The sequence below is a fragment of the Singulisphaera photorubra genome (assembly GCF_045290345.1).
Taxonomy (GTDB): domain Bacteria; phylum Planctomycetota; class Planctomycetia; order Isosphaerales; family Isosphaeraceae; genus Singulisphaera.
This window is the reverse complement of sequence record NZ_CP155447.1, coordinates 1,925,387-1,948,649: the sequence shown is the minus strand read 5'-3', so window position 1 is coordinate 1,948,649 and position 23,263 is coordinate 1,925,387. Positions and strand designations below refer to the sequence as shown.

Genomic DNA, 23,263 nt, shown 5'->3' with positions numbered 1-23,263 from the left:
ACCAGTACCGATGATTCTTGCGGTTTCCGCAACGGGTTGTTTGCAGTAGCACGGCCGGCCCGGCCGTAATTTGCAGTCGTACGGCCGGCCCGGCCGTAATTCCCTCGGGGTCGGCGCGAGCGAGTCTGAGGAATGGCCCTGGGCCAAGGGGGATACGGCCGGGCCGGCCGTGCTACTCATTCGACCGGGCCGGAAATCCCGCGAGATTCTTACTCAGTCACGGGTCGTTGCTTTTTATTCGTCGTCCCCCACCAGGAAATAGACTTCACTCGACACGCCCTCACCGACTCCGGAATCGGCAGCGAAGGTCACATTGAGGCGGTAATGTCCGGGCTTCGTGAGGTCGAACCAATCGTTGAGGTCAAGCCGCATGGCCTCGAAGGTTTCGAGTGGAGCGAGCAAGCGTGCCCCCTCGCCCGGGTCGAAATGAGCGACGCGTTTCGGCTCGACCATCTCGTTGGGAGAGACTTGGCCCAGGGCTGTCCTCGAGCCTCGCGACGGAAAATGCCAGAGCGTGAGGTTGACCCCATTCCGCAACGCGGGCTTGCCGTCAGGGCCAGGGCGGACGAACTCGGTCGGGCTCGAGTGGGCGACTCCGTGCCGGTTCTGAAGCTGCAGCCCCACCAGGATCGGTCGACCCGGCTCGTACCCGATCGTGCGCGGCTCGACCTGTGCCATGGAGGCGGCCAGGCCCCCTTTCAGGTTGGGCTCGTACTGGCGTCCGAACTCGATCTCGGAAGCCGGGGCACGGGCGATGATGTGGTGGCCCACAAAGCCATAGAAGCGTTCCCACCCATCCCCCTTGCGAACCTCCTCGGCCTGCCAGACATAGCCGTCGGTCTCGTAGTCACGGGTGGTCGTGCCATTCAGGTCGGTCCGATCGACCGGCCTGTCCTTCAGGGTGACCCAGCGGGCCTGCTGCGGGAATCTCGGCAGATTCGCCAGCCGAGTCTCCCCTTGCCCTTCGAGCGAGAAGATCGCCCGAGCTGAGGCCACGTCATCGAGCGTTGCCGGCTTCCCGAGGGTCGGAAATTTCAAGTGAGCCTTTGCGCCGGTGAAGTTGCGCACGCCGGAAGGGTCCTCGGCCGTGAGCAGGGGGCCGAACCGCTTCAAAAAGGTGGCGCAGGCAGCCACGGCTTCGTCGCGGCGGGCTTCAGACCAGAAGAAGTCGAACCGGGGACAGCCTTGGAGGCCCGAGAGTTTCCAGGCGAGATAGTCGCCATTCCGGAATGGGTATTTCACCCCGGCGACACCCCCCTCCACGTCGAAACCGGTGGAGCGACTGAAGGTCGTTATCGAGGGACTTTTATTAAATTTGAGACGAATCTCCCCGTTCTCGCCCCGCTCGACGCTCCCGAGCGGGGTCTTGTCGGCCAGCCCGGCCAGAACACCCTCGCGAAAGCCGGCGACGACCATGAGCGTCGATGCGAAGAGGTTCTGCCAGTGCGAAAACGGCTCTCCTCGGGCTTCGGGATGGAGTGGGACCCACGGGGACCTCGGGTCGTTGAACAGCCAGCGCGACGCCGAGGCGAGAGCGGGGTGATCGGGCTGGGCCAGCAGCGGCTGCAACGCGTCGAATATGCCGTATTCCAGCATCCTCGGGGTGGTTGTCCGGAGCCAGCCGGCATACTCGTCGAGGGCCTCGACGTCGCCAAGTCGAACGCGAATCTGCGTGAATCGGGCCAAGGTCGCCGCAAGATTCTGGTCGGCGTTTGGCGATTGCGGTTGGTTGCGCCAGCGGTCGGACCGCGTGCGGCACTTCTTGCTGAAATCCTTGAGAAGAGGGAGCGCCTCCTTCTCATCCCAGGTGGCCAGAATCGTTCCCAACTGGCAGGCGGCCCTGAATCCCAGGTCCTCGGACGCCAGGGGATTACCCAGCCGCTCGAGCTGCCCGGCACGGCGAAGCATCAGAGCGGTGACGCTCGGGTCTCGCCCGGTCCGCAACGGCTCCCCTTTCAGCGGTCGGGTGCCGGGCTTGGGGACCGGCATGCCCTCTGCCACGTCCGAAGACACGATCCCAGCGGCGGCCTCCAGCCAGCCTGCCTGGCCGGCCGAGTCGTCGGCCAAGGTCCGATACCAGCGCTCGGGCAACGAGATCGATCGCGTCTTCTCCCAGAACTGCCGGATCGAACCCGCGAGGGCCTTCCGCGCGGCGAGGTCAAGCGACTTCCAGCCGTACAATCGCTGGTCGGCGAACGCTTGCGTCTTGAGGATACCGATCAGGGCAGCGAACGCCGCTTCGGAAACCGGATGCACGAATTGGTTGGTCGGAAAACTTCCTCGGCCGTTGCTGACCGAACGTGTGAGCCGGTTGTCGGACTCGAGCACCGCAAGCAGAGGCGCGACGGCCGGGTCCCCCTCGCCCACCAGGTCGCCCACCAGCGACGAGGAGCCGGGAGAGGCCGAGGCAGTCGACATCATTTGTCGATCGTTAATCAGATCGAGGTCACGAATTAGGGCCGCGATTCGGGCCGAGGCGTCGCCTCCCTTCTTGGGGATTGACCCCCGAACCGGCATCTTGGCTCTCCGCTCATGGTCGCGGAGCAGCTCGTCGAGTTGGGTGAGGAAGGAAAAGCGGCGGCTGGGCTCATTCTTTTCTCGATTCCGCCGCTCCGGGAAGGGAAATCCGAGGGCATCGGCCTGGGCTGAGGCCAGATCGCGAAAGTTCGCCAACCTTCGAGCCGTGTCGAGGGCGATCACGTCGTCGCCCCTCATGTGGACCTCCATCAATCGCTCATAGGCCGCGTTAGCCCAGTCGGTGGCCAGGGTCAGATAGCTGATCCCGTAATTCGTCAGGTCACGCGTCCGGGGCTTGGGCGTCCAGGCCGTCCCGGCGGCGAAGAGGGTCTCGGCCAGGTCGGCGCGACCGTAGCAAAGCAATAAGCAGATTTTGATCGGCGACGGATTCATCACGCCCGCCACGCCAAAGGAATTCTGACCTTCCTGGGGGAATCCCCAATACCCCCCCCGTCTGTACCGCGGCGGGGCTTGCCGCATTCGCTCCAGGCTGGCGGCCAGATCCCGGATGTCGCGGTCGAGGTCGGCCGGCTCACCGACGGTCAGGGCGGGATAGACCTGACCATCCCAGCAGACAACGAATCGGCCGGGAGTATCGGTCTGTTCGGGCAAGACAAACCCATGCGCTTCCACAGTCGCATAGCTACTGATTTCGACAGAGCGGTAGTCGCACCCTCGTGGGTCGGCCACTCCTTGCTCAAACAGTAAGGCCGTCGCAGTGACAAGAAAGGTCGGCAGCGTCGTCGCGGGGGCCGTCCAGGGCTGCCCCTGGGCTGGGGGATCGGGGATCCGTTTCCCCTCGAAAATCGAGGCCGGCCGGAATTGCTGGGTCCCCTGCATGGCCCCCAATCCCGTCAGGACCACCACCAACCCCGGCAGCGCCAACCATAAAGAGCGAGCGGGGCGTCTCCAGACCAGGCGGCCCACGCTTGGCAACGATTCAACGTTCATTGAAAGATTCTCCCTATCGATTCCGTCCGACCTGGATCACCTCGCATGTGTCCGCCCCTGATTTATTCATCCCAGCGGAACGGTTGAATCTGATCTCCAACCCGACCGGCTTCCCTCGGCCTCGCCTCGCTGGGAAAGCCAAGGATCAGGGCGGCAGCCAGGCGAAGCTGAGCCTCAAGGCTGGCGGCCGTGAAGGCGTCGGCCTTGTGCCCTGGCTTACGAGCCGCATCGGGCAAGGCTTGAAGCATCGGGACGATCGCTCGAGGGTCGTAGACGGCCAGGCTTTTGAAAAGAGTCGCCGTGGTGGATCGGTATCTCTCGATCGAGTCGACGAGCAAGTCCGGGAAACGCTCGAGCACAGGGGTGGCGAACACAACGGCGATCGCTCGATCGTAGCGGGCGACCAGCATCGGCAAGGTCAACTCGCCCTCGACTTCCTGGGTATTCGGCTCCAGAATCGACGGGGCCCGCGAAGCCGCGACCAGCCAGATCCGTTCGGTGAGCCGTTCCGGGTCGAGCCGCTCGACGACCGGGAGCAACTCCGCCATCAGGGTGGCGACGGTGGTATCCCTTCCCTGGCCGCTGTTCCGCTTGACCGCGAGTTGGCGGAGGCCGACGAACGCCTCGTCCAGCAGCCGTCGGGCCTCGACCGGGTTCGTGCTAAATCGGCCGTCGGCAAGCCATCCGAGTCCGAACGGGACGAGCGAGGAATTGGCCGTCATGTCGGAATCGCGCTGGTCATCGATGGTCTCGAGCACGCGCCGGGCTCTGGCCAGGTCGAGCTTCGCCATCGCGCGGGTCGCCTTCAGAACAACCCCAGGCCGGTCGTAAAAATACAAGGAAGGAGGGGCGATCAGCCGTTCGGCCTGAGCGGGGTCGATCCTCGCAAGCCGGATCGCGGCCTGACCGTTGTGCCGGTTGAGCGTCGCCGGATCCGTGGGCGAGACATTCGTCCGTCCTTGCCGCTTGAACAGCGCGACGGCGGCCGGGAGGTCGATCGCGGCAAGAACTTCGGCGAACGCCTCGGACTCGGACAACCAGTTCTCTTTGGGCCAGGCAGCCACAACCTCCTGGCCCTCGAGCAAGATCGGCCGAGCCCGTTCGATCGCGCCTCGGTCGAGCCAGCGGTCGGCGATCTGGCCGAGGAGATTGACCTTCAGGCCGACGGACGCGGTCTGTCGTGCGTCCGTGAGGGCACGCTCGAGGAAGTTCTCCCGGCGCACTCGATCGGGCGGCGGGCGAAAGTCCTCCAGTGCGAGCCAGCCGATCGCCCTCGTGCCAGGGTCGAGGTCGGCCTCCACCGTCGCGATCGCCAAGGCAGGGTCATCCTCAAACTGGCCGAGCGCCACCTGGATCAAGGCCCTGGTCGGCTCGACGACCACACGGTTCTCGATCATCTCGAGGACTTGTCCGGGGGCGACCCGCGCCAGGGTCGGAATCACCGAAGCGTTGGCGATCCCGAGTGTGCCCGACCAAGCCAGCGGCAGCACTGGCCCGAGCAGTTCCCGGGCCAGTGCGCGTTCTTCAGCCCTGGAGAGCGGAGAGGGGAGCGTTTTGAGGTGCGCAATCGGTGGCTCGGTCAGCCGGGCCAGGCGAATTTCAATCGGTTCGGCCTCGCCTCCGACGATCGCGCCCCCGAATCGGAACTCGGGAGCTTCGGCACAGACGAGGGCCGCTCCGCTCGCGACACCGGAGAGTCGGAAACGGCCGTCTGCGTCGACCTTGGCGGACGTCCACTTGGGCCCGTCGCCCGCCTGCGAGACCAACGCCCCCGGCACCGGCTGGCCGGCGCGGTCGATGACGCGTCCCGTGACCACCCGAACGCCCCGCACCCGCTTGAGGGAGAGGTCGGGGAGTGTGAGCAGGTCCGTCTCGGGCAAAGGGGTCCAGTCCGTCCTGGCGGGAAAGTATCCCGGTGCCGTTACTTCGGCCCGAAATTCCGTGGCTTTCCGCTCCAGCTCTTTCGGGGTCCGGAAGGTGCCATCGGGACCGGTCCTGATCTCTTGGTTATCCTCGAACCGGGCCTGTTCGGTGTGGCCTAGGGAGTTGTCTCTCGCGACCCGAAACTGCACCTTGACGGGAAGTTCGGCCAGCGGCGCTCCGCCCGGCCCGACCACGCGCCCGGCGACCGCGAGCACCGGCGTCGGGACGATCGTGACCGTCAGCGGGTTCAATTCGCCCGCTTGAACCTTGAGCGGGCTCTTGGTCTGCCGATCCCGGAGCCTGGCATTGATCGTCACGGTCGAGTCCGGGCCGAGGCCTTCGAGGACGAAGCCCCCCTTGGCGTCGGCCTTGGTCTGGATCGCCCCGCTGCTGGAGCCGCTCGCTCCGGCGAGCATCCACGTGGCCTGAATCGAAGCGTCTGGGACGGCCTGACCGGCCTCATCGACGACCTGGCCCCGGAGCGGCGGGGCCGCCGGAAGTAGCTCCCGCGTTGCCAGCTCGATCACCTTGGGGGGATCGGGGACGGTAAAATCCTCCCAGCCCTGGCTGGGGGCCAGGACGTGCGTCGGGGGAAACGTGAAATGACCGACCCGGACCCGCCCGGGGAGGCTCTGAAAGGTATAACGCCCCCGTTCGTCGGTCTTGGCGTTCAGGCTCCCATTCCGGTTCCGATCGAGGTAAATCAAGACGACCGAGACGCCCGGCACGGGCTTGCCGGTGCCCTGCTCCAGAAACAGGCCGGTGACGGTGGCCGTCTTCTTGAGCGGGATGTCCACCACCAAATCGTCCTGTCCTTCGCGCACAGCCAAGGCCTGGGGAGGGTCCGCCACCACGGCCAGGTCGCCCGGAGGCTTCAAGTTGAGTTGAAGATTTCCCAGCGCGATCGGGGCGAGCGTGAATCGGCCCTCGTCGTCGGTCGTCGTCACCACATAGCCGGTGGTCTCGGGCGCCGCGGTGGGATCGCCGCCGACCCGGGACCAGGCCCGGACACGCCAGCCTCGGGCATTTTTGAGGTCTTCGGACGAGAGTCGCCCCTTCCAGGTCGAGACCGGCCGCATCGCGATGACCGTCGGCTTGCCGGGCTCGGGGGTAATCGGCCGCCCCTGAATCCCGAACTCACGGGAATGAACGTCGACATAGGCGAGTTCGGCCGGAGAGACGGCGTTGATGACCGCCAGGCCGTCGGGGCCAGTTGTGGCCGCGATCAGTTCGGCAACGACATCGGGGGGGACCGTGAAGTGGGTTTTGAGCCGCTCGGGAAGGACCCGGGCGCCGGCCAACGGTCGACCGTCCGGCCCCACAACGCGAACTTCCGTTCTGGCCGGCGGCTCCAAGGCGATCCGGACCGGCTCATCTGGCTTCGGCAGCGCTTCCGGGAACCGAGTCACCGAGACCCTGAAGCCCGACTTGACCGCCCAGAGGATGGGTGCCCGTTGCGGGTGATGGTCTCCTGCCAGGGCGGTCGGCCGATCGAGTGTGAATCGCCCCCCCTCACCCGACTGCCCCCGCGCCACGACCGGGGGATCGTAGCTCGGCAGACCCACGAGGATCAGGTCGGCCCCAACCACCGGCTTGCCCTCCGGGTCGACGACCGTGCCCGTCATCGGCGTCATCGGAACCTGCGCAAGCATGACCCAGACCAGAGGCACGATGAACATTCGCGAGGCCCTCCATGGGATCGGCGGTGATGTGTCAGCGCCAGGGGCCTCGCCCCGGCCTCAGCTCCATCCATTGATGGTACGCTGACTTCTCGATAAGGCCAAGTCTCTTTTCGAGAACATCGGGGTCCGAACCCTGGGGATGGACTCGCCCGTCACCTCGGAGAACGAGCGTTCCTCGATTTCTGAACTCAGGGTGGGGACGCGTTTGGAATTAAGTTGGAATAGCCCGCCTGCTTCCCGGCACTATGTCATGAAGCAGCCAATCCACGAAGGAGAGCGAGCGATGGGCGAATCGACCGACGGCCTCGTCTTGAAACACCTCCAAACGCTTTACAGCGTGGGGGCGATCGGAGGGCTGTCGGACGGCCAGCTCGGCGATCGAGTCGTCAACCGGCGGGACGAAGCCGCCGAGGCCGCCTTCACGATCCTGGCCGACCGGCACGGACCGATGGTCCTTCGCGTCTGTCGGCAAATGCTCAGCGATCGCCACGAGGCCGAGGATGCGTTTCAGGCCACTTTCCTCGTCCTGGCCAGCAAAGCCCATTCGATCCGCAACCGAGACTCGGTGGCCGGCTGGCTTCACGGCGTCGCCCGCCGCGTGGCGCTGAGGGCCAAGGCCGACGCGGCCCGCCGCCGGATCAAGGAGCGTCGGGCCGCGCTCCTGGCCATGGCCAAGTCCCCCATGGACGACGACGGAAGCCCGAGCGAATCCTGGCCGGAGCTCCACGAGGAGATCGCTCGACTGCCCGAGCGATATCGGGAGCCGATCGTGCTCTGTTACCTCGAAGGACTGACCACCGAGGCGGCTTCGCAACGGCTCGGCTGTCCTCAAGGAACGATCCTCTCCCGGCTCTCCCGGGCGAGGGAACGTTTGCGAATGAGTTTGACCCGCCGCGGCGTGGTGGTGCCCACCGGCCTGCTCGCGGCAGAGTGGGGCGCGGACACGGCACTCGCGGTGCCGACGGCCTTGCTCGAAACGACGGTGCGGGCGTCTTTGAATTTCACGGCGCGACAGGCGGTCGGGGCCAATTTGGCCTCGACCACAGCGGTCGGCCTGGCACAGGGGGTACTTTACGCCATGACTCTCTCACAATGGAAAACCTTCGGCGCGGCGACTCTCGCCTGCGTCCTCGCCATGGGAAGCCTGCGGGCGTTCGCTCAACTCGGTGGGACCGGCGCAACCGACCAGCCCCCCGCGGTGAAGCCGGCCGACGACGATCGCCAGGCGGCCCTGAGCCGAGCCGTGAGAAAACTCCAGGCGGAGCTGGATGCGGCGAACCAGAAGAGTGCCGAACTGCAAAAGCAGTTGCAAGCGATTCAGGCCGAGTTGAAGCCACCACAGGAGGCCACGTCGCCGCCGCCAGCCAAGGAGACTCTGCCAGAAGTCACTCCGAACCGCGAGGCGGCCAGACCCAGCCCGAGCCCCAGGAGGAAGGGCGGTCGCGAAATGCCGCTCAGAGCCATCCCAGGCTTCCAAACCAGTCCTGCAGGCCAATATCAGCATTACGCTCAAGACAATACCGTATTGGTCGTGGCTCCGGTCGGAGGCAAAGTCAAAATCCATAACGCAAGGACCCATAAAACCCAGTCATTTCAACTGTCTTCGGCGAAAGACCTTAAGCTTGAGGTCGTTCCGATCGGAGGTCCCGCCGTGACCGCCCTTTTGTTGGATGGATCCAAGATCACAGGGATAGCGGCATCTCGCGCCTTCGATCAACCCTGGGTCATGCAGAAACTGCGCGAGCCCCACGACGGAAGGGTCACACCGATAGTCGGCCCTAACATCGCGATCTACATGATTGGCCGATACATCTATGGATTCAGCCCCAAAATGAATCGATGGGATGTGGTCGAGATGCCGAAAGAGCCCGAGACAATGGCAACGGTCGGGCCCGGAATCGCCTCCCTCAAGAACGACGGCCACGTATACACCTTCGAGGACGCCACCGGAAAATGGACCGATGTCGATCTCCGCGCCATCATGGACGCGCCCGATGACAAGGAACCGAGCGAGCCCGAGGTAGACCCCAGCCATCCCGCCCGTAAGTCCACTCGCGTCCGCCACGATTCTCGGCCAAATTGCTCAGATCAGACGCGACGGGTAGAATGAGGCGACATTGCGAGCCAGACAGAGAGCCCGTCCCGGAAGCTTCGCCTCATGACCAGGTTGTCACTGTTTGACCTCGGCGACGATGAACCGACTGGGCCGCCGCTCGAAACGGTGTCGGAGCTCACGGGAAGGATCAAGTCGACCCTGGAGCGCCGATTCGCCGAGGTCGCGGTGCGGGCCGAGGTCTCCAACGTCGCGCGGCCGAGGTCGGGGCATATTTACCTCGTGCTCAAGGACGACGGAGCGCAGGTGCGTGCGGTGTTGTGGAAGGCCGAAGCCCAGCAGCTCGTCTTCGACCTGGTCGACGGCCTGGCCGTCACGGTCTGGGGCAAGCTGGCGGTCTACGCCCCCCGGGGCGAATACCAGGTCACGATCCGCAAGATCGAGCCCGAGGGGATCGGGGCCCTCGAGCTGGCGTTCCGCCAGACGATGGCCCGGCTCGCGGCCGAAGGACTGTTCGATCCCGAGCGAAAGCGCCCCCTGCCCCGCTTTCCGCGACGGATCGTCGTCGTCACCAGCCCGAGCGGCGCGGCGGTCCGCGACCTGCTGCAAGTCATCAGCCGGCGCTGGCGGGCCTCCGACATCCTGATCGCGCCGACACGCGTGCAGGGCGTCGGCGCGGCCGAAGAGGTCGCCGAGGCGATCGCCCTGGCGAATCGGGTCGCCGGTGCCGATCTGGTCATCCTCGCCCGAGGAGGCGGGAGCCTCGAGGATCTCTGGGCGTTCAATGAAGAGATCGTGGCGCGAGCGATCGTCGGGTCTGCCCTGCCGGTCATGACGGCCATCGGCCACGAGGTCGACCTCACCATCGCCGACCTCGCCGCCGACCGCCGCGCCCTGACGCCCAGCGAGGCGGGCGAGCTCTGCGTGCCCGATGCCCTCGAGATTCGCCGGACGCTCAGCCTCCTGGCGGAACGGATCGCCTCGTCGGGCCGGATCCGACTGCAAGAGGCCCGCTCCCGGGTGGATGCCGCAACCAAGGAGCTCGATCGCGCGGTTCGCCGCGACCTCGATGGACGCCGGCACCGGCTGGGCCGGCTCGCCACCGCGCTCGAAGCCCTCAGTCCCCTCGCCGTCCTTGCCCGCGGCTATAGCCTGACCTTCCAGGCCGACGGCGTCCGCCTGGTGCGATCGGCTGACGACGTCCAGGTCGGTGACCTCATCGAGACCCGGCTCGCCTCCGGCCAACACCTCACCAGCCGTGTCGAAGGGAGATCCTGATCGTGGAACCCGAGTTGGAATTCGAAGCCGCCCTGAACGAGCTCGAGCGGATCGTCGGCAACCTCGAAGGCGGCGAGCCCGCCCTGGCCGACGCCCTGGCCAAGTACGAACGTGGGATCCACCTCGTGGCCCGCTGCCAAAACTTGCTCGATGGCGCCGATCGGACCGTCGCCTTGCTCTCGGGCGTCGACGCCAACGGCCAACCCCTCACCACCCCGTTTGACACCACCGCCACCGCCGACCGCGACCGGGCCGACTCTCCCGCCCCCAAAACACCCAAAACCCCCAAGCTAAATGATGGGATTCCCTTCTAACCACCCCCTCACTTTGCGTTGCAAAGTTTTTGACGGAGCCATGTGGACAATCTCGAAAAGTTTGTCAACAATGAGCACTGTCCGACTTAGTGGCCCCCGTGGTGGGATGTTCAGGGGTGCGCATGGACGGCGTGCCGCCCCGCCATCGGCTTGCTGCTCGAAATCACTTGCCCATGATGACTTCCAAGTCAATCGAGAGTTCCCCGGCCGCCTCGTTCATCGAGGAGGCTCGGCGTCAGGTCGACGAAGCACTAAAGGGTTACCTACCGGCCAGTGAGGACGCGGGTGCCCTCTGTCCCCCTCGGCTCGCCGAGGCGATGCGATACAGCGTGCTTGGCGGCGGCAAGCGGCTCCGGCCGATCTTCTGCCTGCTGGCAGCCGAAGCTTGCGGCGCCGATCCTGTGGCTGCAATGCCCGCGGCCTGCGCCCTCGAACTCGTACATACCTACTCACTGATCCACGACGATCTGCCGGCGATGGACGACGATGACTTGCGGCGCGGTCGACCGACCTGCCACAAGGCATTCGACGAAGCGACGGCGGTCCTGGCGGGGGATGGCCTCCTGACCTTGGCCTTCGAACTCCTGGCCCTGCACGTCCGGCCCGCCGAAGCGGCGGTCGCCTGCGTACGGGCCCTGGCTGAAGGGTCGGGGCCGAGCGGGATGGTCGGGGGCCAGATGGCCGACCTCGAAGCCGAGGGGCGGGACGACGCCAGCCTCGAGGCCCTGGAGGCGATCCACCGTCGCAAGACGGGGGCCCTGCTCCGCGCCTCGCTCCGCATGGGGGGCCTGGTCGCCGGCGCCGACGCGACGAGCCTACACGCCCTTGATGTCTATGGATATGCGGTGGGCTTGGCGTTTCAAATCATTGATGACCTGCTCGACGTCCAAGGGGACGAAACCAAGCTGGGCAAGCGGGTCGGCAAAGATTCCGGGTTAGGAAAGTGGACTTATCCCGGTTTATTAGGAATCGAGGGGAGTCGCCAGCGAGCCAGGCAACTGGCCGATGAGGCCGTCGCGGCCCTGGCCCCCTTGGGCGCAAGCGGTGATCGGTTGCGGGCGTTGGCCCTGGATCTATTGGAAAGGGACTGCTGATGAGCAGCACGATGTTGCCCAAGATCAAGTCGCCGGCCGACCTGCACTCACTCTCCGAGAAGGACCTCGAGAGGCTGGCGGCGGAGATGCGCGAGGAGTTGATCGGCATTGTCGGCCGACGCTCCGCCCACTTCGCGAGTAACCTCGGCGTGGTCGAGCTCTGCCTGGCGCTCCACCTGGCGTTCGACTTTTCCCAGGATCGCCTGATCTGGGATACCGGGCACCAGATCTATCCCCATAAGCTGATCACCGGCCGCGCGGACGAGCTCCACTCGATCCGGACCAAGGGGGGCCTGATGGGCTACCCCAACCCGGCCGAGAGCCTTTACGACCTGTTCATGACCGGCCACGCCGGCTGCGCACCGTCGACCGCCCTGGGGCTGAAGGCGGGGGACGACCTGGTCGGCCACCCCGAGCGGCACTCGGTCGCGGTCATCGGCGATGGCGCCTTCCCCTCGGGCATCGTCTTCGAGGCCCTGAACAACGCGGGGGGGCTCCGCAAGAAGTTCCTGGTCGTCCTGAATGACAATCAGATGTCGATCTGCCCACGGGTCGGCGGTCTGGGCTATTACTTCGATAAAGCCCGGATGACCCCGATGTACAGCGACTGGAACCGGCGGGTCCGCAAGCTCCTGCCGTCGATCCCGCTGGTCGGCGACCAGGCTGACCGCTGGCTCCAGCAGATGAAGGACGCGATCAAGGCCTCGGTCCACGGCGGCATGCTCTTCGAGGAGCTCGGCTTCACCTACATCGGCCCGATCGACGGCCACGACCTGAAGACCTTGCGAACGTATCTCGATAAGGTCAAGGCGATGGACGGCCCGGTCCTGCTCCACGTCCTGACCGACAAGGGGCACGGGTTCGAGCCGGCCGTCAAGGACCCGGTCAAGTACCACGCCCCCGCCCCCTTCCAGCGGGTCGAGGACGGGATCATCCCGCTCAAGACGTCGACGCACAAGGCATTCACCGACGCCGTCAGCGCGGCCCTCTACACCGCCATGGAGCGCGACCCCAAGGTGGCCGTCCTCACCGCCGCGATGTGCGAGGGGAACAAGCTTCAAAAGATCCGCGAGAACTTTCCCGACCGGTTCTTCGACACCGGGATCTGCGAGAGCCACGCCGTCGCCTTCGCCGCCGGAATGGCCAAGGCCGGGGCCCGGCCGGTTGTAGATATCTACAGCACATTCCTGCAGCGATCGTTCGACCAGATCTTCCAGGAGGTCTCGCTCCAGAACCTGCCGGTCATCTTCACGCTCGACCGCGCCGGCCTGGTCGGTTCCGACGGACCGACGCACCACGGGTCTTATGATCTGGCCTACATGCGTATGTTCCCGAACATGGTCGTCATGGCCCCGGGCGACGAGAAAGACGTCGCCCCGATGATCGAGTTCGCGCTCGGGCACGACGCGCCGGTCTCGATTCGCTACCCCAAGGCGAACCTCGAGACGATCGATCGCGAGGCCCAACCGATCGAGCTGGGACAGGCCGAAGTCCTCGAGTGGGAGACCGACGGGATCTTCCTGGCCTGCGGAACCCTGGTCAGCTCCTGCCTGCGAGCGGCCGAGCGACTCCGCCAGCAGTACGGCCTCCGAATCGGCGTGGTCAACGCCCGATTCGCCAAGCCGCTCGACAAGACGGTCGTGCTCAAGGCGGTCGAGGAATGCGGCTTCGTCATCACCGTTGAGGAAGGGTGCCTGGCGGGCGGCTTCGGCTCGGCGGTCCTCGAAGTGGCCAGCGACGCCGGCCTCTCGACGGCCAACGTACGACGGCTCGGCCTCCCCGACCACTATATCCTCCACGCCGAGCGTGACGAGCAGCTCGCCGAGGTCGGCCTCGACGTCGATGGGATCGTTCGGGCCGCGCTCGAACTGGCCCGTGCGGCCGGCCTGCCTGCCGTGCTTGCCGAGAACGGCCAGGCTTGCGCTACCTGACGCATCGCACCGCGTCGCATCGCCCGGCCAAGGGGCTCCTACTTCTCCGTAACGGGCAAACAAAAGGCCATTTTTATGGAGAATCACGCCTCCTCGCCGGGAACGCCTGCGAGCCCCTTGTCCTTGCCCGCGTTGAACGTGGTGATCCTGGGTAACGGCACCAAGCCGGAGGTCCACACCGAGGCGAGGCGTCTGGCCGACGCGATCGAGCAGCACCCGACGCTCCACCTGACCGGTCTCGACCTAGCGTCGGACACCGACCTATCCGGCCTCTCGGCGGACGTGGCCCTGGTTCTGGGCGGAGACGGCACGGTCCTGCACACGGCCCGACGCATGGGGGATCGGCCCACGCCGGTGCTCGGCATCAACGTGGGCCGGCTCGGCTTCCTGGCCGAGCTGACCCCGGCGGCGTTCCTGGAACGGCTCGGCGACCTGGCCGAGCGGCGGTACACGGTCGAAGGCCTGATGACCCTGGCCTGCACGCTGGCGCCTCGGTCGGGCCCGACGCGCGAGTTCCGGGGCCTCAATGACGTGGTGCTCCGGGCCGCGCCGGTGTTTCACCTCCTCGAAATCGGCCTCTCGATCGACGGCGAGAGCGTCATGACCTACCGGGGCGATGGCCTGATCCTCGCCACGCCGGTCGGCTCGACCGGGCACAGCCTGTCGGCGGGGGGGCCCATCCTCCCTCCGAACGCCCACATGTTCGTGGTGACGCCGCTCTGCGCGCACACCCTGACGCAACGTCCGCTGGTCGACAGCACCCACAAGGTCTACGAGATGATCCCATTGGCCGCCGGGGTCGCGACCGTCCTGGTCATCGACGGCCAGGTGCAAATTCCCGTAAGCAGCGGCGACCGCGTGATTGTCCGCCGCGGCCAGACTCCGTTCCCGATGGTCCGCCTCCCCGGCCACAGCTTCTACCGCACCCTCCGCGACAAGCTCGGCTGGGGGGCCGCTCCCCCCGGTGACCGAGGCGTCCACCCCTGATCCTCGGCGACGAAGGGCAAGTCCAAGGCCTCGTCCCAAAGATAGAGGCGAACCGCGAGCTCACGCCCTCATTTTTTCAATTTCGATGCTACCGCACCTCGGATTCGTCCCGTTTGTTTCGGCCTTTGCCGATCGACATCGAGCGGACGCTGTCGGTGACGCTGGGAAGTGGAGTGATATCGAACTTCGGGAAGGCGAGTGGGCCTCGGACGCTGACGACGAAGAGCTGGCCGCTCGCTTCGCGAATGGCTTCGCTCAGGAAGGGCACATGAAATCGGTCGCGGCCAGCTAAAGGATTGAGTTTCAGGTTGAGGTGCCCCTGAACGTCCATCGTCCCTTTGCCTTTGAAGCTGATGACGTTGCCGATCAACTTGATCGAGTCGAGCACCGACTCGCCGTTATGGATCTTCAACGAGACGTCGGCCTCGTCGAACAGAGCCTTACTCCCCGGTGAGACCTTCAGCGACTTGAGTGAGTCCACCAGCTTGAACACGAACGGCAGCTCGCCGAGGTTCCCCCGCTCAACGTGCGCCACGCCATCGCCTCGCAGGGTCCGCAGGTCGTTCCCCATGCCGTTCAGCGAGAGGCGTCCGGAGACGAGGCCGCGGTAGGTCTGATGGCCGTTGAGGGTCTCGGCATAGCGCTGGAGGTCGGCCCCCTGGAGGGTGAGTTGGGTGTCATATCTGGGGGTGTCGTCGAGGGTGACGCCGAATCGACCGCTCACGACGCCGTCAAGCAGGTTGCCGCGAATACTTCGGAGCTCGGCCTTTCCCTGGCCCACCTCGAACGGCGACTCGAGCTTGGTAATCTGCTGACCGAGCAGGCTGACGCTGGCGAGGTTCAAGGCACCGCTCACCTCGAGGCTCTGGCCATCGAACCGACCATGGACATTGTCGAGTTGCCCCTGGAGGTGCTCCAGGGGGATCCCGGCCTTGATCGTGTTGTCGTTAAGGATCACGAGCACGTTATTCCAGTCGCAGAGGACCGACTCGTGGGACTTGCCCGACCAGCTCAGCCCGAGATCCCCGCTCATCTTTGCAATCGGCCGCCCTTGATCGAGGCGTCGGGCGAATTCCTTCATCACCGGCGGCATGATCGTGACCAGCTCTTCGTGGTCGAGCCGGAGCTTCTCGACCGCGACCTTTTCGACGTTGAGCTGGAACTGACCGCTGTCCTCGACCAAGACCCGGCCGTGCGCAAATTTCACGGGCGAGCCGTAAAACATGAAGCTCACGTCCTCCATGTTGACCACGCCGTTGTCGGAGACGAACCTCCCTTTGACCTTATCCATCCGGAGCGTGAAGATCCCGCTGGTATCCTTCCCCCCCGGCTGGCGGGGTGGGCCGAACTTGAGCTGAACGGTCGTCTCGGGCCGGGGATCGATGACCAGATGGTACTGCTCGCGCTGATCGGGGCGTACGTGGATCTCCGCCTCTACATTGCTCGATCCGTTCGGATTGAGGGTCTGCCACGACTTCTGCCAGGCCGGCTGAAGCGCATCGTACAACTGCTCATCGAACGGGAGCTTCTCCGCTCGCATGCTCAGGTCGACGGCCAACCGATCGCCGGGTCCGGGGCCGGGCAGCTTCTCGACGACCCCGCTGCCGGTGAGCTCCGCTTGCCCGTTGCGCCCTTTCATATTCCGGAAGATCCATTTATCCGGGTGAAGCTCGAGCTGGCCGGTCAGGTTCGACACGGGATAAGGCAGGCCGTCCCACTTGATCGAGCAGTTCTCGTTGAGGTCGAGAAACGCGTGGATCGCCACCTTGCCCTGGGGAGGATCGTCCGGGCTGGTGCGGCGGGTCCGCTCGATGGAGGCCTTGCCTCGGACCGAGCCGGTGGGATGGAACTCGCCGACCACTTTATTGATCTCGGGAGGCATCGCGTCGAAGAGGGCTTTGTCGATCGGCATTGCCTCCCCCTCGAAGTGAAGCTGAACGTGAGCGTCCTCACCGGGATTATCGATCGTTCCGGTCGCCGTCAGCGGCTTTCCACCGACCAGGGTCTGGAGGTTGACGTGGATCTGATTATTCTCGCAAGTCAATCTTCCTCTGACATGATCGAGTGGGTACTTGAAAAAACGATAGACCATCGCAACGTCGAGACAATCGACGGTCCAGCCGAAACCGAGTGGCCCGCCCTCACGATCGCGGACGAGCTTGACCGCGCCTTTGACCCGCCCCGATGGTGAGAAGTCGTGCCAAAGCGGGAGAAACTTGGGCGGAGTCCAGGCGCGAAGCCGCTTATCAAGTTCGAGTTCGTTGACGTAGAGCAAAAGACTGAGCGGAGCGCGTTCGAAATCGCCCAGCACAACCCAGCTCTCCTCGATGCGGACCGTCGTCGGCCCGTTAACCCCCGTAGCCCGCTCGATCTGAATGACGCCGTCGCGGATCGCGAGGCTGGCGGAGAGGTCGTTGATCGTGAAAGGAAGGTGGGGACAGTCCCAAATCCCCGAGCGGATCTGAATCCCGAGGTCGTAACGAATCGCCGGGCTGGCTTTCGGGTTGTAGGACACCTGGCCGATCCGGAGATCGATCTCACCGCCGGTCATCCCAACCTGGTCGGCAACCGAGCGAAGTTCGGCGGGGAGCCGGCTGCGGAGAGTCGCCGAGATCGCAAGCCGGGCGACATCACCGTTGAGCTCGATGAGCCTGCCGGAACCGAGGTCGAACTTCCCCTTGAGGGCGAGCCGGTTGAACGCATCGCCTTTGGCCGAGCCCTCGAACTTCACGATTTTGCTGCCGGCCGACTCGATCTCGATTGTCACGTCGCTGAGGATCTCGGGGGACCGGCTGGCGTCGCTGTCGACCAGCTCGACCGTCCCGTTCTGGATCAAGATCGGCGGAGTCTTCATCATCGGGCCGGGCCACGGGTCGGCGAGCAAGCCCTGGAGGTTCCAGGTCCCATCCTTCCGCTGGCGGAGCCGCAACCTTGGTTGCGAGATCACCACCTTGACCGGTTCGAACTTTCCCTTGAACATCGCGCGGGCATTGTACTGGATCAGCATCCAGGGGAGCCGAAGCGTCTGGAACGGCCCCGTATCGATCGTCTGATTGATTTGAAGGTGGCTCAGCTTGATCTCGCCCAGGAGCGGCCGGATCCGCGCTCGCCCCACGATGACGTCGGAGCCCGGCAGGAATCGCTTGCTCTCGGAGTTGATCAGCGCAGCCACGGTCTCGCTGTCCGTCGCGTACCAGTAGGCAAATCCGATCACTCCGCCCAGACAGGTCAGAATGAAGAAGGTTCCCCAAAAAAGAGCCTTCCAAACGCGATGTCGAGTGAGCATGAGCCATGCCTCCTTCCTTGGAGGAGCCGCAAGCGAGCGGCTGATCGACCGACCTTCCCGATCCGTGGTAAACGGCGCCACGCCCACCACTCAACCCAATGACGACGGATCAGCCTCTCCTGATCGACCTCGATCAAGACGGTGGCTCAGCCTCTGAACGCCAATCGCAGCCAGTGCCATGGCCGGCATCTCGACAGGAATTCGGTAGCGCATCGAGCTGGCAAAGACCATGTGCAAGCCACAAAAATAGAGCAAAGGGCCAGCCAGAATGACCAGAGCGCGGGGATCACGACGGCGGTCCCAAAGGCCAAGGCCCATCAACATAAACAAAGGAATCGTGAACGAGGCACTGGTCAGCGCGATGAGCGGCGAGTGGAATGACTCGGCGTTGGGCCAAGGACTCCAGTAACGCGCAAATTTGACGACCGCCAGCCAGAGCGCCCGGCCCGGCCGAGCGCGTGCGAATGCCAAGGCGCGATCGCGAAGCAGGGCGTCCTGCGTCTCCTCGTCGAGCGGCCAAAGCTCGGGGTCGTTCATAAAGTCCATGTCGCTGGCCCCGGTCGCCCCGGGATTGAGCCCGTCGTAGAGACTGGCCCCCGTCCAGATCGCCGTCGGCACGAACCGCCCGAAGAGGCGTTCGTTGCGCACCCACCAAGGAGCCATGACGACCACGATGCCCAGCACCACCAGCACCGCCCCTCGGGCCGCCGCAACCCGCCGGCCGCGGCCACTCGCAACGCACCAGGCCAGGAGCGCCACGGGCGGGAACAAGGCCCAGGAAGGACGCACCAGAATCGCGGCCCCCCAGGCCAAGCCGGCCCCCAGCGCCCAGGCCCATTGGCGTCTGCTCGGGTCCGCGTCGTCGCCTGCCCAGAGCACAGCCAACGCCCAGAGTCCGAACAGCATCAACGGCAGGAACACCGCCTCGGTCAAAATCAGCGCCGAGGTCACGAGGAAGTAGGGATGGAACGCCACCAGGGCCGCCGCCACCAGAGGGGGCGTCCACCTCCGCCGCTCCGCTCCAAGCTTGGCCCGCTCGGGCACCAACTGTCCGGTCAGCCGGTAGACCAGCCAGACGCAGAGCACCCCGAGCCCCGCCTGAACCAGCCGGACCGCGAGCGGACGATCGCCGAACAAGAAGCGGCAGACCGCCAGAAAGAGCGGATAGCCCGGCGTTCTCAGTGCGAAGTGAGGAATCTCCCCCCAGTCGAGCACCTCGTACGGCTCTCCATCGCGGATCGTCCCGGCGAGGAACCAGTAGACTTTGGTGTCGGGGAAGACGCACAGAACCCCCTTGCGCTGGGTGTACCACTGCACCAGATCGGCCGTCAGCACACGCAGCCCCAGGGCCCATTCCAGGATCAGGGCCAGCGACGCAAATCGTTCAATCGCCCTGGGTTCTGCCATGAGACGCCGAAAAGAACGGAGATCGAACAGGGGGACGGTTCCGAGGGGCGCCGGATGGTACGCCAAAGCCGCCGGTAGGGTCAATCGCAACCTCGTTCGACCCGCCCGGCGGCATTGGTCTCCCACTTCAGCCCGACCGTCCGACCCGTCGGTGAGGTCAGGCGGACCCGGTGGGCAATCCGATGGCCGACCACCCAGACGATTCCGAGGCGATCACAGACGAGCGGGATCCGCCCCCGCGCCTCACGAGGGACGCGACGGCCGCGGAAGAAGTCATTCAAAGGAGTCGTCTGCTCCCCCATGCCGAGCGGCTGGAACCGGTCGCCCGGCAAGGGAGCGCGGACCGAGAGCGGGCCGACAAGCCGGTCGAGGTCCAGGGTCTCGTCGCGCGGGACGTCAGGATCCAAGGTCGTGACAACCCGGCCATCGATCCAAGCGGCCGAGCCGGGCAGGTCGAGCGGCACGACGGCATCGAGAATCGGTACGAAGGGAGTTCCGCCGGACGCCCCTCGACGCCTCAGGACCAGGGTCCGCGAGGCAACCTGGATCTCGATCCCATTCAGGATCGAGCGCGGCGCATCGGGCCGCAGAACCAGGTCGGCCAGCCGTCGCCAGCGCTCAGCGCTCATGCCGGCCTCCGGCCACCGGGCCCGACGCCAAGCCATCCGGAGCACTTCCGTGCGGTCGAACTTCGAAAATTGCCCCAGGGCCTCACGGTCCAGGGACACTTCGTCGGCGCTGGCCTCGAGCGTGGCGATCCGCACCATCTCGAGCACGCGGCGGCGGTCACTCCGATCGGCGGCCGCGGCCAGTTCTCCCAGGCGAACCAGGGCCTCCGCCACCTTCGGGTTATAGTCGGCCGCGAGCTTGGGGAGCAGGTCGTGGCGAATCCGAGCCCGGGTTCGCGACTGGTCATTGTTGCTGGCGTCGTCGCGATAAGGCTGGCCAAGCTCCGCAAGCGAAGCGCGAATCTCCTCGCGGGCCACCTTCAGAAAAGGACGGACGAGCGTGATCCCGGCCGCCAGGGGGCGCCGCGACGGGATGCCCGCCAGGCCGCGGGGACCCGTCCCGCGCACGATCCGATGGAGGATCGTCTCGGCCTGATCGTCGCGGCTGTGGCCGACCGCCACGACCGACGCCCCTCGAGCCTGCGCGACCTCGGCCAGCCAGGCGTAACGCGCCCCCCTGGCATCGGCCTCGAAGTGCCCCGGCCGACTCGGACTCCACTGCCCCAGGTCCACCGGCAGACCCAACGTCCCGGCAAGTTCCGCGACGAATTCGGCATCCCGCCGCCCCGCCTCACCTCGAACTCCATGGTCGAGGTGCGCGACCGAAAGCCGGAGCCCCAGCTCGGGCCCGAACCGGTGCAGGACTCGAAGCAGGCCCACACTGTCCCCCCCCCCGGAAACGGCGACGACCCAGCCGGTCCCGAGCCCGGAGCCAATCCAATCCGCCAGCAGGCGCTGCACTCGCTCTTGCCACTCTGCCGACACACCCCCTCCTTTCGACCCCGCTAACCGCCAAAATCGGCACCGCATTTGCCGACATTAATCACTTGGATGCTTGTGTCTTTAACCATCGAGAGAGAAAAAAATGTAGGGAGAGAATCCCCATGGCCACGAATCCACCCGTGGGCGACGGCCACCGGAAGGGAGCCGTCCGCAAGCGATCTCAGGTCTCAAACCCTCTGACCGAACGCTTCACCAAGCGAGACACCGAGACGGGCCGGTTCATTGCTCAGAAAAAGGATGGTGAGCCTTTCAAGGGGGTCCGCAAAGAGTCCCAGACCTAAAAAAACAACGACCCGCGACTGGGCGAGAATCTCGCTGGATTTCCGGCCCGGTCGAATGAGTCGTACGGCCGGCCCGGCCGTATCCCCCTCGGCCCAGGGCCATTCCTCAGACTCGCGCCGACCCCGAGGGAGTTACGGCCGGGCTACTGCAAACCAACTCGTTGCGGAAACCGCAAGAATCCTCGGTTATTTCGCTCTTTCGCGGGTCGTCGAAAAAAAACAGTTCCTGGGATCCGAGCCAAGTGCCCCCACTTCCATTCCTGGGTTCAACGTCTCGAATCCCGCATCGCAGGAAAATCTTGAGGGCCAAGCGACGGTCGATAGAACGCCCCTCGATCTCCTGATTTTAGCACGGGCGGGCCTTCTTCTGTCACCCGGGCGTTCAAGAGCGTGACGCTCGGTCGAGCGCTCGTTAGAATGGTTCGATGAACGCCGCCCTGCTGAACATTCTCCGTTGCCCAGGCTGCCGTGAACCACTCGAAACCTCGGGTGAGCCGCCCGAATTGCGGTGCCAGGGGTGTGGCAAGAACTACCCTCTGATCCGAGGGATTCCTCGATTCACCGAGGAGTCGTACGCCGCCAGTTTCGGGAGGCAGTGGAACCGCTACGACGTCGCGCGGGACGACGAGGACGAAGCGACCTTCCTGGTCAAGACCGGGATCGCCCCGGCCTCGCTCGCGGGCCTGCTCGTGCTCGATGCCGGCTGCGGCGGCGGACGCTATGCCAGGCTCGCGGGCCGACATGGAGCCACGGTGGTCGGCGTCGACCTCAGCTCGGCCGTCGAGAAGGCGGCCGAACTCTGCGCGGACCTGCCCGACGTCTCGATCATCCAGGGCGATCTGCTGGATCTCCCGCTGGCCGAACGGCAGTTCGACCTCGCGTTCTCGATTGGGGTCATGCACCACAGCCCCGACCCGCGCCGGGCGTTCGCCCAGGTGGCCGCCCGCGTCAAGCCGGGAGGCCGCCTTGCAGTCTGGCTCTATCGCAAGAACATCCCGCCCCAGGAGTGGATCAACTCCACCCTCCGCGCCGCGACCACGCGTCTACCGGCCCGCGTCCTCGAGCCGTGCTGCGTGGCCCTGGGCGTGCTCGGCGGCATCCCGGTCCTCAACCGGACCCTGAACAAGGTGGCCAACTTCTCCAATCACCCCGACTGGACGCTCCGCGTCTGTGACAGCTTCGACTGGTACGCCCCCCGCTATCAGTCGCACCACACTGTCGAAGAACTCCAGGGCTGGTTCGCCGAAGAGGGGTTTGCCGACCTCGTCGTCCTCCCCCCCGCCCGGTCCGGCAAACTCTACGATTGGGCCTATCACCACGACCTCGTCATCGGCAGCGGCGTCAACGTGGCCGGTACCAAGCGGCGCTGAGCACAAGGGCGAAGAGAGGGACAGGGAGTCATATAATCTCGCTGGTTACAGTAGAATTAGAGCGTTTTGGCACTCTACGCACAAGCGTGCATGACGTTTCCTGCCTGCGATACCCGTTTAACATATTGACATAAAAAACACATTCCCCGTTTTCGTGCGTTGCTGGCATGTGAACGAGCAACCGCTGCGTTATCCAACGCATGTGAATGTCGTCGCCGAGTGTCGGACGAAACGTCTTTTCTGAGGAATTCGTTAGATTCTAAAGATGGGACCGTCCCCGCGTGGTCGTCGAGTCCGATGCGGGCGAACCGCCCCTGGTCCAGTAAGTCGCCGCACTCGAGCGCGGCCCGCTGCAGCCGGACGGACTCGGTCTATCGCTGGCCGAGGCCAAGAATCTGCTCCGCGGGGTCCACGAGTCGATGGTTGCCCACCAAGTGGCCGAGTTCGTCTCTCAGCAGGTGTGCTGCCCCGACTGCGGTCGGCCGCGGCTCCGCAAGGGCCGGCATCAGCTTTTCTATCGGACGCTCTTCGGCAAACTGCGGCTGGGCAGCCAGAGCCAGCCTCGGAGGAGGCTACGTAGCCCCCGGTTTGTCCTGGTCTCCTACAAGGAACCTGATATGAGCTGGCCCTGGCCTGCCAACCTTTCGCTTTGAACTCACCAGGATCTTTTGCACAGAA

General features: G+C 65.2%; 14 protein-coding genes. 9 read left to right on the top strand and 5 right to left on the bottom strand.

Going from position 1 to position 23,263, the window contains the following annotated elements:
- Positions 1–234 precede the first annotated feature (234 nt).
- On the bottom strand, positions 235–3,468 hold the full coding sequence (locus V5E97_RS07575; protein WP_406698713.1) for a hypothetical protein: 3,234 nt from the start codon (positions 3,466–3,468) through the stop codon (positions 235–237).
- A 62-nt stretch (positions 3,469–3,530) separates the two neighbouring features.
- Complete coding sequence (locus V5E97_RS07570) at positions 3,531–7,070, bottom strand: carboxypeptidase regulatory-like domain-containing protein (RefSeq protein ID WP_406698712.1); 3,540 nt, start codon at positions 7,068–7,070, stop codon at positions 3,531–3,533.
- A 286-nt stretch (positions 7,071–7,356) separates the two neighbouring features.
- Between V5E97_RS07570 and V5E97_RS07565 the strand changes: the two genes are divergently transcribed.
- The 6 genes from V5E97_RS07565 (at position 7,357) to V5E97_RS07540 (ending at position 14,730) form a co-directional block, all read left to right on the top strand.
- Positions 7,357–9,183, top strand: a complete 1,827-nt coding sequence (locus tag V5E97_RS07565) for a sigma-70 family RNA polymerase sigma factor (RefSeq protein ID WP_406698711.1) — start codon at positions 7,357–7,359, stop codon at positions 9,181–9,183.
- A 48-nt stretch (positions 9,184–9,231) separates the two neighbouring features.
- Positions 9,232–10,404: an exodeoxyribonuclease VII large subunit gene (gene xseA, locus V5E97_RS07560; RefSeq protein WP_406698710.1), complete on the top strand. Its 1,173-nt coding sequence runs from the start codon at positions 9,232–9,234 to the stop codon at positions 10,402–10,404.
- A 2-nt stretch (positions 10,405–10,406) separates the two neighbouring features.
- Entirely contained in the window at positions 10,407–10,718 is a 312-nt protein-coding gene (gene xseB, locus V5E97_RS07555; RefSeq protein WP_406698709.1) for an exodeoxyribonuclease VII small subunit, read from the top strand.
- Between the two features lie 176 nt (positions 10,719–10,894).
- The gene (locus V5E97_RS07550; protein WP_406701139.1) at positions 10,895–11,812 is read left to right on the top strand and encodes a polyprenyl synthetase family protein; all 918 of its coding nucleotides are present in this window, start codon (positions 10,895–10,897) and stop codon (positions 11,810–11,812) included.
- Complete coding sequence (gene dxs, locus V5E97_RS07545; RefSeq protein ID WP_406698708.1) at positions 11,812–13,743, top strand: 1-deoxy-D-xylulose-5-phosphate synthase; 1,932 nt, start codon at positions 11,812–11,814, stop codon at positions 13,741–13,743. The genes V5E97_RS07550 and dxs overlap by 1 nt, the downstream gene beginning before the upstream one ends.
- Before the next feature lie 123 nt (positions 13,744–13,866).
- On the top strand, positions 13,867–14,730 hold the full coding sequence (locus V5E97_RS07540) for an NAD(+)/NADH kinase (RefSeq protein WP_406698707.1): 864 nt from the start codon (positions 13,867–13,869) through the stop codon (positions 14,728–14,730).
- A gap of 88 nt (positions 14,731–14,818) precedes the next feature.
- On the opposite strand, the gene V5E97_RS07535 is transcribed toward V5E97_RS07540, so the two are convergent.
- The 3 genes from V5E97_RS07535 to tilS all read right to left on the bottom strand — a co-directional run bounded on the left by V5E97_RS07535 (position 14,819) and on the right by tilS (position 20,916).
- Complete coding sequence (locus tag V5E97_RS07535; protein ID WP_406698706.1) at positions 14,819–18,016, bottom strand: AsmA-like C-terminal region-containing protein; 3,198 nt, start codon at positions 18,014–18,016, stop codon at positions 14,819–14,821.
- Positions 18,017–18,106: 90 nt separating this feature from the next.
- Entirely contained in the window at positions 18,107–19,423 is a 1,317-nt protein-coding gene (locus V5E97_RS07530; RefSeq protein ID WP_406698705.1) for a glycosyltransferase family 39 protein, read from the bottom strand.
- Positions 19,424–19,503: 80 nt separating this feature from the next.
- A complete protein-coding gene (gene tilS / locus V5E97_RS07525) occupies positions 19,504–20,916 on the bottom strand; it encodes a tRNA lysidine(34) synthetase TilS (protein WP_406698704.1) in 1,413 nt (470 codons plus the stop codon).
- Between the two features lie 119 nt (positions 20,917–21,035).
- Between tilS and V5E97_RS07520 the strand changes: the two genes are divergently transcribed.
- The 3 genes from V5E97_RS07520 (at position 21,036) to V5E97_RS07510 (ending at position 23,238) form a co-directional block, all read left to right on the top strand.
- Positions 21,036–21,215: a hypothetical protein gene (locus tag V5E97_RS07520; protein WP_406698703.1), complete on the top strand. Its 180-nt coding sequence runs from the start codon at positions 21,036–21,038 to the stop codon at positions 21,213–21,215.
- Between the two features lie 425 nt (positions 21,216–21,640).
- Entirely contained in the window at positions 21,641–22,585 is a 945-nt protein-coding gene (locus tag V5E97_RS07515) for a methyltransferase domain-containing protein (protein WP_406698702.1), read from the top strand.
- A gap of 419 nt (positions 22,586–23,004) precedes the next feature.
- Entirely contained in the window at positions 23,005–23,238 is a 234-nt protein-coding gene (locus V5E97_RS07510) for a hypothetical protein (protein WP_406698701.1), read from the top strand.
- Positions 23,239–23,263: the final 25 nt, after the last annotated feature.

Excerpts from the sequence above, each read along its gene's own strand:
- V5E97_RS07575 (WP_406698713.1), bottom strand. The coding sequence starts at position 3,468 with ATGAACGTTGAATCGTTGCCAAGCGTGGGCCGCCTGGTCTGGAGACGC.
- V5E97_RS07570 (WP_406698712.1), bottom strand. The coding sequence starts at position 7,070 with ATGTTCATCGTGCCTCTGGTCTGGGTCATGCTTGCGCAGGTTCCGATG.
- V5E97_RS07565 (WP_406698711.1), top strand. The coding sequence starts at position 7,357 with ATGGGCGAATCGACCGACGGCCTCGTCTTGAAACACCTCCAAACGCTT.
- xseA (WP_406698710.1), top strand. The coding sequence starts at position 9,232 with ATGACCAGGTTGTCACTGTTTGACCTCGGCGACGATGAACCGACTGGG.
- V5E97_RS07550 (WP_406701139.1), top strand. The coding sequence starts at position 10,895 with ATGACTTCCAAGTCAATCGAGAGTTCCCCGGCCGCCTCGTTCATCGAG.
- dxs (WP_406698708.1), top strand. The coding sequence starts at position 11,812 with ATGAGCAGCACGATGTTGCCCAAGATCAAGTCGCCGGCCGACCTGCAC.
- V5E97_RS07535 (WP_406698706.1), bottom strand. The coding sequence starts at position 18,016 with ATGCTCACTCGACATCGCGTTTGGAAGGCTCTTTTTTGGGGAACCTTC.
- V5E97_RS07530 (WP_406698705.1), bottom strand. The coding sequence starts at position 19,423 with ATGGCAGAACCCAGGGCGATTGAACGATTTGCGTCGCTGGCCCTGATC.
- V5E97_RS07520 (WP_406698703.1), top strand. The coding sequence starts at position 21,036 with ATGGCCACGAATCCACCCGTGGGCGACGGCCACCGGAAGGGAGCCGTC.
- V5E97_RS07515 (WP_406698702.1), top strand. The coding sequence starts at position 21,641 with ATGAACGCCGCCCTGCTGAACATTCTCCGTTGCCCAGGCTGCCGTGAA.
- V5E97_RS07510 (WP_406698701.1), top strand. The coding sequence starts at position 23,005 with ATGGTTGCCCACCAAGTGGCCGAGTTCGTCTCTCAGCAGGTGTGCTGC.